Origin of the sequence: Geobacter pickeringii (assembly GCF_000817955.1) — a bacterium.
Lineage (GTDB): Bacteria > Desulfobacterota > Desulfuromonadia > Geobacterales > Geobacteraceae > Geobacter > Geobacter pickeringii.
Genome location: NZ_CP009788.1, coordinates 1,957,931 through 1,974,101, shown reverse-complemented (window position 1 = coordinate 1,974,101; position 16,171 = coordinate 1,957,931). Strand labels below are relative to the sequence as shown.

Here is a 16,171-nt window from a genome sequence, read left to right as displayed (position 1 = left end):
ATGGCCTTGTTCAACAAAACGAAACGGGAAATCAACGCCAAAATTGTTTACTTCGGCCCCCCTTTTGCGGGCAAATCGACCAGTCTGAAGTTCGTTCACCGAAAGCTGAAGCCCGAGCACCGCAGTCCGCTGAAGACGATGGGTGGACAACGGGACAAGATGCTCTTCTTCGACTTCATGCCCCCCGAGCTTGGCGACGTAAACGGCAGTCGGGTTCGGTTCCATCTCTACACCGTTCAGGGCGATGTCGCGACTCCGTCAACCTGGAAAACAATACTCAAGGGAGCCGATGGCGTTGTTTTTGTCGCCGATTCCTCCTCGCAGGGAGTGACGGCGAGTCGTGACTACCTTGAGAAGCTTCGGGAATACATGGCGGGCTTCGAGCAGACGTTCGAGATGACCCCCTGCGTGATCCAGTGTACCAAGGGTGATCTGCCCGAGGCGGCGCTGCCTGCCGCGATGACTCAGGCGTTGGGTGCCTCGGGTTTGACGGTGCTGCCTGCTGTAGCCTCCAGCGGAGAAGGGGTGCTTCAGGCGCTTTCCGCGATGGTGAAACAGGTTTTGGCCCGGCTGCGAGAGCAGCACTTCGAGGATGAAGCGGTTGATCCGAACGCCGCTTGTGAATCGGCGATCGGGGATGAGCGGGCGGGAGAACAGCCTTCATCCGCAGTTCGTGCCCCCGTAGCGGAGGACAGTTCCGAGATTGGCAATCGGCCGGATGAGCCTGCTCTGGCTGTGCCGTCCCTGGAGATTTCCGGGACCATCGAGCGATCTGATGACGGCAGTTTCCGGATTCCGCTTTCAGTAAAATATGGTGCTCACTCCAAGAGCTACTGTCTGTCACTCGCTCTCTCCGCTGTCGAGGAATGAAGTGATGCTCCGGTAACAACGATTCGACCGATCTATGGACTTTAACGTTGAAATATTGATCAGGCTTGTCCTTGCATCCTTCCTCGGCGGATTTATCGGGCTCGAACGGGAAGTCCACGGCCGTCCCGCGGGATTTAGGACCCACCTTCTTGTGTCGCTCGGCTCCTGTCTGTTTGTGGCATCATCCCTGGAATTCTACCGACTCTACGGCAATTTCAGTGGTTCCGGTCCTGTCGGAGTCGACCCTGCCCGTATCGCGGCCCAGGTGGTGGCCGGAATCGGTTTTCTCGGTGCCGGTGCCATTATCCGGGAGGGGGCATCGATCCGTGGTCTCACCACGGCGGCGTGCCTCTGGATCGCCGCTGCCATCGGGCTTGCCTGTGGGGTGGGGCTCTACATGGTTTCGGTGGCGGTGACCTCGATCTCCCTCGCTACCCTGTTGCTCCTGAAAAAGGTGGAGGGAGCGCTCAAACGAGACAAGTACAGTACGATCAAGGTCTGGAGCGATGATCTGGAAGGGCAGATGGACCGGATCAAGGTCGTACTTGATGGCTGCCGGCTTGAACTTGTGGACGTCGGCATGGAGAAGGATGTTGATACGTCGAAGATGTACTTCGAGTTTGAGGTAAGGTTCAGCTCCGGAGATCTTGCCTGCAGGGTAGTCGACGATGTCGCCTCAGTGACGGGGGTGCGAAGGGTTCGTCTCGAATGATGTTCCGCAATATCTGTGGTGGTTCAATGATGTACGTCTTCCGATTTTGAGTGTCTTCTGAGGCACGTGAAGATCGTCTGTGAGGGGGGCGAGGTGGCGTGCAGCCGCCAAATATCCCCTTGTATACGCATCTTTTGCCATGCTAATATCTACTACCTTTACACTTAATGCGGGGGGATGAATGGCGATTATTACGATATCCAGAGAGATGGGAACAGGGGCATACCATGTCGCCAGGGAGGTTGCCAAGCGGCTCAAGCATACTCTCGTCGACGGCAACAAGATCATTGAGCTCGCTCCGCAGTTCGGCCTGGACCCGGAAATTCTGAAACGGGTGGATGAGAAACCGCCGGTCTACATTACTGCGGAGGATCGGGCCCACGCTGCTCACCTCAACACCATCGAGATAATCCTCCTCGAGTGTGCGAAAAAAGGGAATGTCATCCTGTATGGGCGCGGCTCTCAGGATCTCCTTGCCGGCGCCCAGAACGTGCTGAAAATCCGTTTTGTCGCCCCCTTTGAGGATCGTGTGGAGAGCCTGTCTGAGCGTGAATGGATCGATCCCGACCTGGCTCGTGAGTTGATCCGCAAGAGTGATCACCAGCGTGGTGGCTTTATCCATTTTTACTTTAATCGCGATTGGCACGACCCCCTCGGTTATGATTTGGTATTCAACTCCGCTCGGATGTCGCAAAGCGCAATCATCGAGAGTATCGTCGCCGCCGCCAAGGATCCGCGCCTTAAGGACGGGGACGATGAAACCGACAGGCTGATCGATGAGATGATTCTTTGCAAGAAGGTCGAGACGGAACTCCTCCGCTCGAACGCCATCGAGAACATCCATTTCAGGATTTCAGTCAAACAGAAGGCCGTGAAGCTCTCGGGACATGTGCATTCGGAAAACGAGAAAAGAGAGACATTGCGGATTGCCGCTGCTGTGGAAGGGGTGGCTAAGATTGACGATGACCTGCAGATAGTGAACTACAAATCATACAAAGAATGATTCTCCTGCATAAAGCAGGGAAGTGAACAGAAAAAGGACCCGAATCAACACGGGTCCTTTTTCTGTTCCGGAGCTTCGCTCGAAGAGGTATCGCTCTTCGTTCCGGAGATTAATCTGATGCTTGTCCTGCGGATGAGTTGATCCAGTTGCTGGAGCTTGCTCTCATACTCCTGGAGATAGTAGTTCCTGCGGGAATTGTCGTAAAGCGTGACACCGTCGCGCAGCATGGAGATCCTGATTCTGGCGACTTCTCGCATCATCTCCAATACCTCCCGCGCGTCAGCCATTGGCGCACCTCTATCTATCTGTTTGGGGCGTGTGGAGTGGCAGCCCGCGATTCAGCACGTTTTCGGAGCTCGACCGCCAAGTGGTGAGAGACGGCGAGCCCTCCCCGTCCGATCCCTATCTCGACGTCGTCTTCAATGCCGTGATAATCGGAGCCGCCGGTAATGATGAGATCAAATTCGTCGGCAAGGCCTTCGAGGAAGATCATGTCGTCCTTGAAACACATGTTGTTGAACACCTCGATCCCGTCAAGGCCCAATTGGACCAGTTCCTCGATAATGCGACGAAGCTCCCGCCGATTGTCGCTGACGGTAGTCGGGTGGGCGAGAACGGCTACGCCGCCAATCCTTCTGATCTCCGCAATGGCGACGGCGGCCGGGATATAGTTCTTGGGAACATTGAACGGGATAAGATAGCGCTTGAATGCATCTCCCATGTCCCGTGCGTATCCCGCATTCATGAGCACCCGGGCGATGTGCGGCCTCCCCACGGCCCCATCCGCAAGCGAACGCACCTGTTCGTAGGAGAGGGGATGCTTGCGTGACGCCACAAGCTTGCGGTTGATTCTGTCGACGATCGCCCTGCCGCGGTCGTCGCGAATGCGTCTGAATTCGGCGAGCCTCTCCCGAAGAGCCTCATCCCGGTGATCGATCCAGTACCCAAGAATATGCACGTCCCGGTAGCGGCCATGCTCGACGGAGAGTTCCAGGGCGGGAACCACCTCGACTCCCCATTGCTCGCCAGCGGCAACCGCCTCGTCGATGCCTTCCACCGCATCGTGATCTGCCACGGCTATGGTTGCCAGCCCACGCTCGGCAGCCATCCTGACCAATTCTGCTGGTGGGTGAACCCCGTCGGAATGGCTGGAATGAATATGCAAGTCAATCAGTTTTTTCATGTGAAACCTTTCAGTCTACAATAAAACATGCCTCTGCTCCCCATTGCAAGCAAAGAGTTGTCAACCGCGCGAATATCCCGGGCCGGAAGGGACTTTGCGGTTGTCACAGCGTGGCTCTTTCGGTAGAATGCGCCGGAATTGGCTCAATGGAAGGCATCTTTATAACGGAAGTACGAGGAGAACTGACATGATGCAGGTACGGGGGCTCGGCCTCGGCATATTCGCAATGGTGCTCTATGTGATCGGGGGAGTGCTGACGTTCTGGGGGCTGTATCTCATTGGATTCATGAACGGCCAGGATCTCTGGGGATGGGGTGATGGCAGAAGCATAGGGTATCTGTTTCTCTGCGTCGGGCTTTCGCTCTCCATCTTGGGGGTCCTTTTCATGCGCATCTTCCGGAACCGGGGACTTTCGTGAGGGACGAGGACGTTGACGATGTGATGGCTCTGCTGGCGGAGGCGGTCCGGCAGTGGCCGAGTCCGGCGGTCACAATCGTTTCGCAGCGCGAGGGAAACCCGTTCAAGGTCCTCGTCTCCTGCATCCTGTCGCTTCGGACCCAGGACCGCACAACCGGCCCTGCCTCCGAGCGGCTCTTTGCCCTCGCCGACACACCCGCTACAATGCTGGCGCTCTCCCGGGAGCAGGTTGAAGGCGCAATTTATCCCGTTGGTTTCTACCGAAACAAGGCGGCCCAGATTCTCGAAATCTGTCGAATTCTCGTCGAACAGTATGATGGCCGGGTTCCAGACGATATGGGCCGGCTTCTCAGCTTCAGGGGGGTGGGACGCAAAACCGCCAATCTGGTGATAACGCTCGGCTTCGGCAAACCCGGCATCTGTGTGGACACCCATGTGCATCGTATTTGTAATCGCTGGGGGTATGTCAGGACCGGTACTCCGGAGCAAACCGAGTTCGCCCTCCGTGCAAAGTTGCCCGGTCAATACTGGCTCGTGATCAACGATTATCTGGTTACGTTCGGCCAGAATCACTGCACGCCGTTGTCACCGCGATGCTCTACCTGTGTTCTGGGCCGTTTCTGTGACCGCATTGGCGTCACAAAGCACCGCTGAACGTCCGTTTTTTTGATTTCGCCTATTGTGTCGGCCATCAAGCGGTTGTAGTATTATTCATCCATGACATGATCTTAACTCGTAATTCAGGAGGCGCGCCATGTTGAGAAAGATAGGGTTTCTCGGGTTGGGAACGGTTGGCAGGCATATGGCTGCCAATCTCATGAAGGGTAATTACGACCTCACCGTCTACGATTCGGACGCATCGGTCGTCGCCGAACTCGTCGCAAAGGGGGCAGCAGGTGTCGCCACTCCCCGGGAGGCAGCCAAGGGGAATGACCTCGTCATCTACATCCGTCCCGAGAAGGAGCGGCTGCGGCCCGATATTTACGGCCCTGATGGCATATTTGCCGGCATTGATCCGGGAACGATCCTGGTGGACATGGGGACTCACTCCCTGGAGAGCACCATGGAGATGGCCGATGAAGCGGCCAAGCGTCGGGTGATGTTTCTCGATGCGCCGGTCTGGGGGACCAAGGAGCATGCGGCAAACGGGCTGCTCACTATCCTTGCCGGTGGCGACCCGTCGCTGGTTGGCCGTTGTCGCGAACTCTTCTCCTACTTTGGCCTGAATATCATCCAGGTAGGGGGCGTGGGGGACGCGACCCTCATGAAGTTTGTCGTGAACCTCGTTCAGGCGGAGATGATGGAGGCTCTGGCCGAATCGATCGTCTTCGGCGAGAAACTCGGTTTCAGCGTCGACAAGATTTTGGAAGTGCTCGATTCAGGTGGAGTGGCATCGCCTCTTTTCCATTCGAAGGGACGCAGTATCGCCCGCGGCGATTTCACGAGAAACCTGGCTCTCAAGTATGTTCATGAACAGCTTGAACTGGTCCTGGAGAAGGCCGATAGCCTGGGACTTGATCTGCCGGGTGCTCGGGTGGCCTGCTCGGTGTACGAGCAGGGTGACAAGGACGGCCGGGGCGAGGAGGATTTCTCCTCAGTGGTGAAGGTGCTACGGAAATAGAGACGCAGAGTCTACGTGAGCAACAGAAGGAAGGGGGGCTGCCTAGGCGGCCCCCTTTTTCTTTCTGTGCGGCGTGGTGGAGGATGTTGTTCGGGGGCGGGGCGTACGCGTTTTGCCCTGTTCAAGCGGCTCTTTGACGATGAGCGCTACGCTCTCGATATGCGGGGTCTGGGGGAACATGTCGACGGGCTGGACCTCCCTAGTCCTGTAGCCGAGTTCCGCAAGAATTTCCAGATCCCGGGCGAGCGTTAAGGGCGAGCACGAGACGTAAATGATCTTTTGAGAGCCGATTGCCGCTGCGGTTTCGAGGACGCGCCGGTCGCACCCCTTGCGCGGCGGATTGAGCACGAGCAGGTCGATGGGGGTTCCTTCCTCGTGCAGTTCTTCCAAAAGTTCCGCTGCATCGCCCGCTTCGAAGGTGCAGTTGTCGATCCGGTTCAGGCGGGCGTTCTTCTCGGCGTCGGCCACGGCCGCATCGACGAATTCGATCCCATGGACCTCCCGGGCCTGGCCTGCAAGGTAGAGTGATATGCCGCCAATGCCGCAATAGAGATCCACGACGGACTCGTTTCCGGAGAGGGCGCTCCACTCCCGGACCTTATCGTAGATAATTCGGGCGCTGCCGCTGTTGATCTGGAAGAAGGATCGCGGGGAGATTGAGAAGCGGATATCTCCCAGTTCCTCGATGATCGCATGGTCCTTGCTGATGTAGTGGTCGTGGTGGCCGAGGATCACGTTCCCTTCGGAGGCATTGACGTTCTGGACCGCCACCTCGACCTCGGGGACCGTCTGCCGGAGATGCTTCGTCAGATGGTGTATCTCGTTGAAGCTTCGCCGGGCAGTGACGAAGACAACCATGGCCCGCTCGTGCCGCTCCGAGACCCGTATCACGAGGTACCGCAGGATTCCGCTTCCGGTTCGCGGACTATAGACCGGCACCTTTCCCTTCTTGATGCCCTCCTTCACGGCTGCTACTATCCGGTTGATCAACGGATGGTGGAGAGGGCAATCATCGATGTCCAGGACGTCATGACTGTTCCGGCGGTAGATGCCGACCACGGGAGAGCGAAATGTCCCCGCAACCGCTAGTTTGGCCGAGTTCCGGTAGTGGAGCGGGCGAGGGGAGGGGAGGACTGCATGGACGGGAACCTGCTTCAAGCTTCGCCGCGCATGGAGAGTCTGCTCCACATAAGAACGCTTCCATGCGAGTTGGCTTGGATACTGCATCGCAATCAGCGGACAGCCGTCACAGAAACCGGCCCGGCGGCAGGGAGGTTCGGCGAGCCTCTCCGCGCTCGGTTGGAGCACATTGATTACTTCCCCGGTCATCTCCCTCCGGCCGGCATGGGTGATCCGGACACGGACCCCTTCTCCCGGCAGCGCTCCCGATACGAAGAGGCGAATCCCTTCATGGGTTGCAGTTGTCAGACCGTCTTCGTTCAGGCCGGATACGGAGACGTCGATGATGTCCCCTTTTTTGAGCTGTTTCGCGGGTTTTTCTTCTTTTCGTGAGCGGACCGTTTTTTTCATGCTTTTCAATAAACAGGAAAGCACACGGATTGTCAATCTATTGGTTCCCCTGTTTCCCGGGAGGTTTGGAGTTGCCAAATGGCTGAGTTGCGTTTAAACTTGTCGCTCCAATCTGGAGCGCAATGGGGGAGGGGTGCTACGCTTGATAACTGAATTTATTCAAGCCCTTATGGGGTCGGAAACGCTTCGCAATATCATCATTATCATCAATGTCCTTCTCTTCATAGTCACGTTTCTTCTGTTTCTGGTTCTCCTTTTTCACAAACTCCATGTGGAACGCCGTGCAAAGCGCCTCGATGAGTTGCGTGAGACGTATCTCGCCGATTTGGCGCGTCGATTCTACGATCCTTCCCACCCCGTCTCTCCCCCCGGTAACGCCCTGGAGTATGAGGCGCTCGGCAACGTTGTCGCCACGATGCTCGTGAATGTAAGTGGTGAAATGGCTGTAAATGTCCGTCGATGTGTCCGTGAACTCGGTGTTGATGCCTACTATCGGAGGATGCTCGAATCCCGGCGATGGGTCAGGCGTTTTGTTGCCGTGGAGAAGCTCGGATTCTTTCGTTTCCCTGAATTGAAGTCCGTTTTCGAGACGGTGTTGGCGGAAGAAAAAGATCACCGGATCATACCCAAGGCTGTCTGGGCACTCAGCGTAATCGCGCAGCGCTCCGATCTGCCGACCATCAACCAGGTTCTCAAGAATCCACTCTTCATGTCTTCCAAGTTCAACGAATACATCTACACAAACATCATTAGGTCGTTCCGTGAACATGAGCAGGAGGCGCTGTTTGTGGAGGTTCTGGGGGAGCTCATGGCGGATGCGGAACTGCCGGTGCTTCTCAAACGGGACATTATCCAGGCGTGCGGCGCGGAAATGTTTCATCCTGCCCAGAAGCTGGTGCTGGACTGCTTCTCCCGCTTTCACGATGTGGCGGAGATGCGCATTGCCTGTATTCGGACCCTGGAACGTTTTTCCGCAGTGGACGAAGAGTGGCTTCTGAGCGAGTGCCTCCGGGATCCCGACTGGCGCATCCGCGGCGTGGCGGCAAAGAACGCCTATCTTTACTCGCCGAATATCATCCCTCCGCTGCGGGATCTGCTCCATGACGAGAGCTACCACGTAAGGATCAATTCGGCGCTTGCTCTGGCGAAGATGGGTGAGGCGGGGCTTGACGTTCTGGTGGCGGAGACCCAGAGTGAGGATCGCTTTGTTCGTGATGTTTCCCAATATGTTCTGAAGAGGCTCATCTATGCTTCATAAGATTGCTGAAATTCTGCTGATTCTCCAGCCGGTAATTTTTGTCTACTTCATCGTTCTGAATGGCTTCTACACCCTGTTCACGGTGATCTCCCTGCGGGACATCCGCAATTATCTCACCACGGTAACCAGCCAGAGTATCGACAATACCTTGAACGGGATGTTCTATCGTCCCCTTTCGATCCTCGTCCCGGCCTTCAACGAAGAGAAGACCATCGTTGCCTCGATCAAGTCTCTGCTCGCGCTCCGCTACCCCGAGTACGAGGTGATTGTCATCAATGACGGCTCCACCGACGGCACGCTGGAGCGGCTTATCGACGAATTCCGCTTGGTGAGGATCGACCGGCCAATCAGTCTCATCGTTCCCCATGAGCCGCTGATTGCGAAATATGTTTCGGTGGATCACCCCCATCTCTTTGTGCTCGACAAGGAGAACGGCGGCAAAGCCGATGCCCTTAATGCCGGCATCAACGCTTCGCAGTTCCCGCTCTTCTGCTCTATTGATGCCGATTCGGTCCTTGAGAACGACGCCCTGATCCGGGCGACGCGGCTCTTTGTGGAGGATCGGGAGGTGATTGCCACCGGCGGGATCGTCCGCGTGCTTAACGGCTGTGAGGTGGAGGACGGGATCGTCAAGAAGGTGAAAGCGCCCCGCGGGCTGCTCGCCTGTTTCCAGTCGGTGGAGTACACCAAGGGATTTCTATCGGGGCGAACCTCGTGGAACTACTTCCAGAGTCTCCTGATCATCTCCGGGGCCTTCGGAATCTTCCGTAAGGACATAGTGATGGCGGTCAGGGGGTACCGCAAGAGCGTCGGTGAGGATATGGACCTGGTGGTGCGGCTTCATCGCCATTGTCGCGAGAACAAGATTCGGTACAAGGTGGTCTTTGTCCCCGACCCGGTCTGCTGGACCCAAGTGCCATCGGATCTCGTGTCGCTCCTCAAACAGCGTAACCGCTGGCACCGGGGGCTCATCGACAGTCTCTGGCACAGCAAGCGGATGTTTCTCAATCCCCGCTTTGGCATGGTGGGGCTCTTTGGCTTTCCCTATTTCTTCTTTGTGGAAACCTTTGGGCCTGCCGTGGAGTTTCTCGGCTACGTCGGCTTTCTGATTCTCTTTCTCCTCGGCCATGTGAGTCGTGAATTCGCCATTCTCTTTTTCCTGCTCGCCGTTTTGTGGGGCACCTGGATCAACCTGGGGTCCATCCTGCTCGACAACCTGATTTACAAGAGGTACAGCAGGCTCGGCGACATCATGAAATTATGTTTCTTTGGCCTCCTGGAGTTTTTCGGCTATCGTCAGATCATCGTAGTGGAACGTTTGATTGCCACGTTCTTCTTCTGGAAGAAGGGGTGGGGAAAACCAAAACGACGGGAGATTCATGGTGAAAGTTCTGGCTCGGCTGCCTGACCGGCTGCTTTATGTGATGCCGAGAGCGCTTCTGCTCTCGCTCTTTATTGGTTACGTTTCCTTTATGTTTTTTTCTTCCTGCGCTTGGTTCAAGCCCCTTGAAGAGGCGGTGCACGGAGCGTTTTTCCGCCTGTCCACCCTGGTGCATGCGGCTGGAGCCGGAGTGCTGCGGTGACAGACAGAAAGCTGGTGTCGATACCTGCCGTCGATTATCTCTCCCTCGGATACTCAGCCCTGGAGCGGGGGGATCATCAGGAGGCGGTGAACATCTTCCGGCGCGCTCAGGAGAAGAAACGAAGCGCCCGGAGCTTTGTCGGCCTTGGACGCGCGTATCAGGGGCTCGGCGACTTGCCGACCGCCCGCTGGGCCTTTTATCAGGCTTTGGAGATAGATCCCGCCGACCCGGACGCCAATGCGTGGGCCGAAAAGATCGGTCGCCTGAGCGTTCCCTCCCCTTCAACGGGACGCCGGACCTGCCGGTTTCGCGCGCACAAGGATTTTCTGGAGGTCCAGGGAAAGAAGGGGTGGCGGCGTTTTTTCATCAAGGCCATAAACCTCGGCCTCGGCCTGCCGGGGTATTTCCCGGGAGAGTATCCGGTCTGCAAAGGCACCTATCTTGCGTGGTTCCGCCAGATGGGGGAACTCGGGGTGAATTCGCTCCGGATCTATACAATTCACCCTCCGGGGTTCTACGACGCCCTTGCCGAATACAACTCCCAGGGGGGGCGGCTCTTCCTGTTCCAGGGGATCTGGCTGGAGCTTCCAGAAGACAACGATTTCCGCGGCGAGAAGTACACTAGCTACGTCCGGCGCCAGATTCGCGAGGCGGTCGATGCTGTAAGTGGCAACGCCGATTTTCCCGAGCGGCCGGGGTTGCCTCACGGCGCCTATCGCAGTGACGTAACTCCCTGGCTGGCAGGCTATGTGGTGGGGCGGGAGTGGGAGAGCTGCGCTGTAAGGGCATTCAACGACTCCCGCGGCAGGGTTGCGGAGCGCTATGACGGCCGTTTCCTGGAGATGGAGGAGGGACCGCCGTTCGAGGTGTGGGCCGCTGAAACCTGCGATTTTGTACAGAGCTACGGCGACGAGCGCTACGGAGCGAATCACCCGGTTACCATCACCAACTGGCCCACGCTCGACCCCCTCGAGCACCCTTCCGAGTCCACCTATGGTGAGGGGCTGCGGTGGCAGGGGTACCAGATTGCTATGGATACCTGCAACGAGGACGAGGATGTGGAGACCTTCGATCCGGCAAAAATCCGTTCCAAGAGAGGTGCGGGCTTCTTTGCGTCGTACCATGTCTATCCCTACTACCCCGACTTTCTCAACAACGATTACCTGAATCATAAAAGCCCTTATCTCGACTATCTGCGGGAGCTTAAGCGCCACCATGGCTCGCAGCCGGTGGTAATTGCCGAGTTCGGAGTTCCATCGAGCCGGGAGATCACCCACTGGCAGCGCGACGGCTGGCATCACGGCGGCCACGACGAAGAGGCCCAGGGGCGGGTCAACGGTCTCATGATGGAGTCGATCCGGAACGCCGACATGGCGGGGGGGATGCTTTTCAGCTGGTTTGACGAATGGTTCAAGCGCAACTGGGTATTTCTTCCCTACGAGTTGCCCGCAGAGCGAAATCCCTTCTGGTTCAACCTCCAGGATGCCGAGCAGAACTACGGAGTCGTGGCGGCGTACCCCGGCTATCCTTCCATGAAGACGACGCTGGGAGGAAAGCGTGAAGAGTGGCGCGATGCGGCGCTTGTCTACAGCAAGGAGGGTGGACCTCTCCATCGTTTCGGTGACGGAGCCGACGGAGCCCGGACTCTTACACGACTCTCCGCCCAGCACGATGAAGGTTTCTTCTACCTCTGTCTGGAAACGGCGGCACCGGTTGACTTTTCCCGTGCCCATTACCTGGTCGGGCTTGACCCGCCCGGGAGCAGTACCGGGGAACTGACGCTCCCTTTCGGCTGCGGCGTCGAGAGTCCGATCGGGCTTTCCTTTGTCGTTCATCTGGCAGGGGAGGGGAAGAGCAGGATTCTCGTCACGCGGCACTATGACAAATACCTGAACGAGGGGACGAAAAAGGTCCGCCCGCGGCCGTCTATCCTGGGCGAATGGGTGCCGATGCAGAACATCACCAACCACCGCCGCATCAGCAAGGACCAGAAACATTACTATCCCTCCCGGGTCTTCTCCATGAGCGGGCTGCGCTTCGGTTCCCTTGACCGTCGGGCCTCCGATTTCAACTCTCTGGCTGATGTTCACGTTTCCGGCAGTATGATAGAGCTCCGCATCCCCTGGGGTCTTCTCAATGTGACGGACCCCAGTTCCCGGCACGTTCTCTGGATGGAGGGGGAAAAGAAGACCCGTGTCACGGAGGGCATCGGCATCGTTGCCTGCAGCTACAAACCGTCGGGGGTGGGACTGCTGGCGACGGCGACCGGCCGATCGTCGAATCTGACGGATGCCCTTCCTGCCGGCTTTGCGGCCTCGGGGGCGAGGAGCTATGCCTGGGAGGAGTGGAACCATCCCCTCTACCATACGTTTCTCAAAAAGAGTTTCACTATGTACCGCGAAATCCTCGCCCGGATTCCGGAGTAGGCTATGGATATCACCCGCCGTCAATTCATGGTGCTGACAGGGGCCGCCCTCGCTTCCCTTTCCATCCCCCTGCAGGGTGCGATGGCGATGCCGGGAGCGGTGCCGGTTCTCCTTTATCACGACATTTCGAATCAGTACGGCGATCCGTACACTATTTCTCCGGCCCTCTTTGCCGCACAGATGGAGTGGCTGTACGCCAACGGCTACCGTACCATTGCGGTGCGCGATGCCGCTGCAGCTGCGGCCCGCGGAGAGAAGGCGGTGGTCATTACCTTCGATGACGGCTATGCCAGCTTTATCGATCATGCCCATCCGCTCTTTCGCACCTACGGTTTCCACTGCACCATTGCCGTCATCGGAGCCCATGTCGGCGGATTCATCGAGCGGGACGGGAGAAGGCCGGTTCTGAGCTGGGACGAGTATCGCTATCTCGTTGCCGACGGTCTCGTGGAAATCGCCTGCCATACCCAGGACCTCCATGCCATCAGCCGCATGAAAAGCGCTTCGACGGCGGAGATGGAGGCCGATCTCATGCTCTTTCAGCAGACCGTTGAACGGGAAATGGGGGCGAAGGCACGGGTGCTCGCCTGGCCCTATGGCATTTACAATCGTGACCGGATCGAAGCCGCGCAACGGGCAGGGTTCACCGAAATCCTCACTTCCAACGAGGGATATCTGAGCTCGGGAAGCAGCCTGGATGAGGTCCCGCGGCTCAATATTGGCAATCGCCTTGATCTTGTATCATTCAATCAGTATCTGGGAGGAAAAGAGCGATGATTCGACCGATTCTCGTTACATGCGCACTGGTGTTCGGCGCCGGAGCCGCCCTTGCCGCCACCCCCGCCGACATGTTCCGGTCCGGCAATGTCGCCGGGGCGGTGGCTGCCTACCGCGGTCAGATCGACGCCGCCGTCACGCCGCAGGAGAAGTCGGTGCTCCACAAAGAGCTGGGCGACCTTTTTGCCGCAAAGGACAACTACCCCGATGCGGCAGCCCAGTATGTCGCGGCCCTCGCTCTTTCCCGGGCGTTTCCGGTAAGCGAGCGGCTCCAGATGGCGACCGCCATTTCCTGGGCCGACCGCCTCGATGATGCCGTCAGTGAGCTCAATGCCATCCTGGTTGACGAGCCGGCCAATGTCGCCGCGCGGGTCCATCTTGCCCGTGTCCTGTCGTGGCAGGGGAAACAGGATCAGGCCATCAGTGAGGCAGACAAGATCCTTTCTGCCCAGCCCGAAAATCGCGATGCCCTGTTGGTGAAGGCGAACGCCTTCCGCTGGAAGGGGGACGGTCGGGAGGCCATTGTCATCTATAAGGGGCTTCTGGCGAAAGCGGACGATTTCGATACGCGCATCGGTCTTGCCCACGCGCTCCTCGATGGTGGAGACAAGAAGGGGGCCGTCGAGAATTCCCGCCTGCTCAAACCGTCCTATCCGTACCAGGAGCGGGAACTGAAAGGGCTTCTCGACGCCATTGACCGGACCGTAAACCATACGATCGATGCCCGCTACGGCTACTATAGCGATACTGACGACAATCAGCAGAACCGCTACGGTGTCTCTTACACTTATCAGGAACCGGGTTGGAGCGCATCGGCCCAGTACGCCCATGCCAATTCCCGTGACCTGTCGCGTCACAACAGCGCCAACAGCTTCGCCGCGGGAGGATATTACCGGCTTCTGCCGTGGCTCGGAGTTGGCGGTGGCGGCGGCATTCATCTTGTCGACGACAGTGCCACCAACACCATCCTGACCTGGCGATTGAACGCCGACGCCGAGGTGGGTCGCGGCTCCGTCGGAGTTGGCGTCCGCAAGGAAGCCCTCACCGATACCGCCGAGCTGGTGGAGAAACGGATCCGCGTCCTGACGACCAATGTCTTCGCCTCGCAGCGGCTCACCGACCGGATTTTCCTCTATGGCTCCTACAGCTACCGCGACTATTCCGACAGCAACCATGCCCATGATGTGGTGATCGCTCCCTCGTACACGTTACTTGCGGGAAATCCTCTCCTGCGGACCGGTTACCGCTTCCGTTACCTCGATTTCGAGCGTCAGAGCAGGGGGGGGTACTTCGATCCGAACAACTTCATGTCGCACCAGATCTTCGTCACCCTCGACTGGAAGAAGGATCGCTTCGCGGTTTATCTCGAGCCTTACGGCGGCTTTCAGTCGTTTGACCGGAACAATGCCCATACCGATGATCTCTTCGGCGGCATCACCGGCACCGTTTCGTACCGGCTGACCAACCACTTCTCCGCCGAGGTGAACGGTGAATTCGGCAACTACGCCCTGGGGGCCGGCACCACCACCGGCTTCGAGTACTTCCTCGTGGGAACGCGGCTGGCGTATTCGTTCTGATCGTCTCCTTCCCATCGCGCAGACCTCAGGGAGCCCGCTTTGGCGGGCTCTTCCTTTCTTGACTTTTCCCGGCCGTTGCGGCTACTATGCCCGCTTATGAAACGGCAAACCAAGCAGATTCACGTAGGAAACGTACCGGTTGGCGGCGGGGCTCCCTGCTCGGTTCAATCCATGTGCAACACGGACACCCGCAACGTTGCGGCGACTCTGGACCAGATTCGCGCCCTTGCCACGGCGGGGTGCGAGATCGTCCGCTGTGCGGTCCCCGACATGGCGGCGGCCGAAGCCCTCGGCGGCATCAAGCAGGCAAGTCCGATTCCGGTTATTGCGGACATCCACTTTGACTACCGCCTGGCGCTGAAGGTTCTCGATGGAGGGATAGACGGCCTGCGTCTCAACCCGGGAAATATCGGCGATCGATGGAAGGTTGAGGAGGTGGTGAAGGCCGCCCGGGAACGGCTCGTACCGATCAGGATCGGCGTCAATGCCGGTTCTCTCGAGAAGGAGCTCCTGGAGAAGTACGGTCACCCCACTGCCGAGGCAATGGTGGAGTCGGCCCTGGGGCATATCCGGATTCTCGAAGAGCTCGGCTACGACCAGATAAAGATCTCCCTCAAGGCGTCCGATGTGCCGAAAACGGTGGAGGCCTATCGGCTTCTCTCCTCGAAAGTTGATTATCCGCTCCATATCGGGATCACCGAGGCGGGCACCATCTTTTCGGGCACTATCAAGTCCTCGGTCGGGCTCGGCATCATGCTGGCAGAGGGGATCGGCGACACGATGCGGGTATCGCTGACCGGTGACCCGGTCGACGAGATTCGCGTTGGGTGGGAGATTCTCAAGGCCCTCGGTTTGCGCCGGAAGGGGATCAATTTCGTTTCCTGCCCCACCTGCGGTCGTTGTCAGGTCGATCTGATCGGGGTGGCGCAGGCAGTCGAGAAGCGGCTTGCAACGATCGACACCCCCCTCACCGTGGCCGTCATGGGATGTGTCGTAAACGGCCCGGGGGAGGCCCGGGAGGCCGACGTCGGGATCGCCGGTGGCAGGGGAGAAGGTCTCCTCTTCCGCCACGGGGAGATCGTCCGGAAGGTTCCCGAAGGCGAAATGGCCGATGCGCTGGTTGCGGAGGTCGAGAAGATGGCGAAGGAACAATCGCCGTAAGGTGATCCACTAAGTCCGGGTGCTACACATTGCGCCCTCCCATAAATTTCAAC

Annotated in this window: 16 protein-coding genes; 13 read left to right on the top strand and 3 right to left on the bottom strand. The window is 58.1% G+C overall.

Annotated elements, in window-relative coordinates:
* From GPICK_RS08910 to GPICK_RS08900, 3 genes are all read left to right on the top strand, one after another.
* Positions 1-870 carry a GTP-binding protein gene (locus GPICK_RS08910; protein ID WP_039742358.1) on the top strand — a complete coding sequence of 290 codons (870 nt, stop codon included), beginning with the start codon at positions 1-3 and terminating at the stop codon, positions 868-870.
* Between the two features lie 34 nt (positions 871-904).
* Entirely contained in the window at positions 905-1,582 is a 678-nt protein-coding gene (locus GPICK_RS08905) for an MgtC/SapB family protein (RefSeq protein WP_039742355.1), read from the top strand.
* Positions 1,583-1,763: 181 nt separating this feature from the next.
* On the top strand, positions 1,764-2,585 hold the full coding sequence (locus GPICK_RS08900; protein ID WP_039742352.1) for a cytidylate kinase family protein: 822 nt from the start codon (positions 1,764-1,766) through the stop codon (positions 2,583-2,585).
* A 44-nt stretch (positions 2,586-2,629) separates the two neighbouring features.
* Here the strand turns inward: GPICK_RS08900 and GPICK_RS08895 are convergent, their stop codons facing one another.
* Both GPICK_RS08895 and GPICK_RS08890 read right to left on the bottom strand, forming a co-directional pair.
* Positions 2,630-2,845: a hypothetical protein gene (locus GPICK_RS08895; protein ID WP_236685510.1), complete on the bottom strand. Its 216-nt coding sequence runs from the start codon at positions 2,843-2,845 to the stop codon at positions 2,630-2,632.
* Positions 2,846-2,886: 41 nt separating this feature from the next.
* The gene (locus GPICK_RS08890) at positions 2,887-3,768 is read right to left on the bottom strand and encodes a PHP domain-containing protein (RefSeq protein ID WP_039742350.1); all 882 of its coding nucleotides are present in this window, start codon (positions 3,766-3,768) and stop codon (positions 2,887-2,889) included.
* Positions 3,769-3,955: 187 nt separating this feature from the next.
* On the opposite strand from GPICK_RS08890, the gene GPICK_RS08885 reads away from it, so the two are divergent.
* The 3 genes from GPICK_RS08885 (at position 3,956) to GPICK_RS08875 (ending at position 5,806) form a co-directional block, all read left to right on the top strand.
* Positions 3,956-4,186 (top strand): hypothetical protein, encoded by a 231-nt coding sequence (locus tag GPICK_RS08885; RefSeq protein WP_039742346.1) that lies wholly within the window; start codon positions 3,956-3,958, stop codon positions 4,184-4,186.
* Between the two features lie 23 nt (positions 4,187-4,209).
* On the top strand, positions 4,210-4,839 hold the full coding sequence (locus GPICK_RS08880) for an endonuclease III domain-containing protein (RefSeq protein WP_407920200.1): 630 nt from the start codon (positions 4,210-4,212) through the stop codon (positions 4,837-4,839).
* A gap of 100 nt (positions 4,840-4,939) precedes the next feature.
* Positions 4,940-5,806 (top strand): NAD(P)-dependent oxidoreductase, encoded by an 867-nt coding sequence (locus GPICK_RS08875; protein ID WP_039742340.1) that lies wholly within the window; start codon positions 4,940-4,942, stop codon positions 5,804-5,806.
* A 42-nt stretch (positions 5,807-5,848) separates the two neighbouring features.
* Here the strand turns inward: GPICK_RS08875 and rlmD are convergent, their stop codons facing one another.
* Positions 5,849-7,336 (bottom strand): 23S rRNA (uracil(1939)-C(5))-methyltransferase RlmD, encoded by a 1,488-nt coding sequence (rlmD, locus tag GPICK_RS08870; protein WP_039742338.1) that lies wholly within the window; start codon positions 7,334-7,336, stop codon positions 5,849-5,851.
* A 142-nt stretch (positions 7,337-7,478) separates the two neighbouring features.
* Here rlmD and GPICK_RS08865 point away from each other — a divergent pair, with 142 nt between their 5' ends.
* From GPICK_RS08865 to ispG, 7 genes are all read left to right on the top strand, one after another.
* Complete coding sequence (locus GPICK_RS08865; protein ID WP_236685509.1) at positions 7,479-8,594, top strand: HEAT repeat domain-containing protein; 1,116 nt, start codon at positions 7,479-7,481, stop codon at positions 8,592-8,594.
* Complete coding sequence (locus GPICK_RS08860) at positions 8,584-10,002, top strand: glycosyltransferase family 2 protein (RefSeq protein ID WP_039742335.1); 1,419 nt, start codon at positions 8,584-8,586, stop codon at positions 10,000-10,002. The genes GPICK_RS08865 and GPICK_RS08860 overlap by 11 nt, the downstream gene beginning before the upstream one ends.
* Complete coding sequence (locus tag GPICK_RS08855) at positions 9,974-10,177, top strand: hypothetical protein (RefSeq protein WP_039742332.1); 204 nt, start codon at positions 9,974-9,976, stop codon at positions 10,175-10,177. The genes GPICK_RS08860 and GPICK_RS08855 overlap by 29 nt, the downstream gene beginning before the upstream one ends.
* Positions 10,174-12,603 carry a tetratricopeptide repeat protein gene (locus tag GPICK_RS08850; protein WP_236685508.1) on the top strand — a complete coding sequence of 810 codons (2,430 nt, stop codon included), beginning with the start codon at positions 10,174-10,176 and terminating at the stop codon, positions 12,601-12,603. The genes GPICK_RS08855 and GPICK_RS08850 overlap by 4 nt, the downstream gene beginning before the upstream one ends.
* A 3-nt stretch (positions 12,604-12,606) precedes the next feature.
* A complete protein-coding gene (locus GPICK_RS08845; protein WP_039742330.1) occupies positions 12,607-13,380 on the top strand; it encodes a polysaccharide deacetylase family protein in 774 nt (257 codons plus the stop codon).
* Positions 13,377-14,957 carry a tetratricopeptide repeat protein gene (locus GPICK_RS08840; RefSeq protein ID WP_039742328.1) on the top strand — a complete coding sequence of 527 codons (1,581 nt, stop codon included), beginning with the start codon at positions 13,377-13,379 and terminating at the stop codon, positions 14,955-14,957. Before GPICK_RS08845 ends, GPICK_RS08840 begins: the two co-directional genes overlap by 4 nt.
* 96 nt (positions 14,958-15,053) lie before the next feature.
* Positions 15,054-16,118 carry a flavodoxin-dependent (E)-4-hydroxy-3-methylbut-2-enyl-diphosphate synthase gene (gene ispG / locus GPICK_RS08835; RefSeq protein ID WP_039742326.1) on the top strand — a complete coding sequence of 355 codons (1,065 nt, stop codon included), beginning with the start codon at positions 15,054-15,056 and terminating at the stop codon, positions 16,116-16,118.
* The last annotated feature ends 53 nt before the right edge of the window (positions 16,119-16,171 follow it).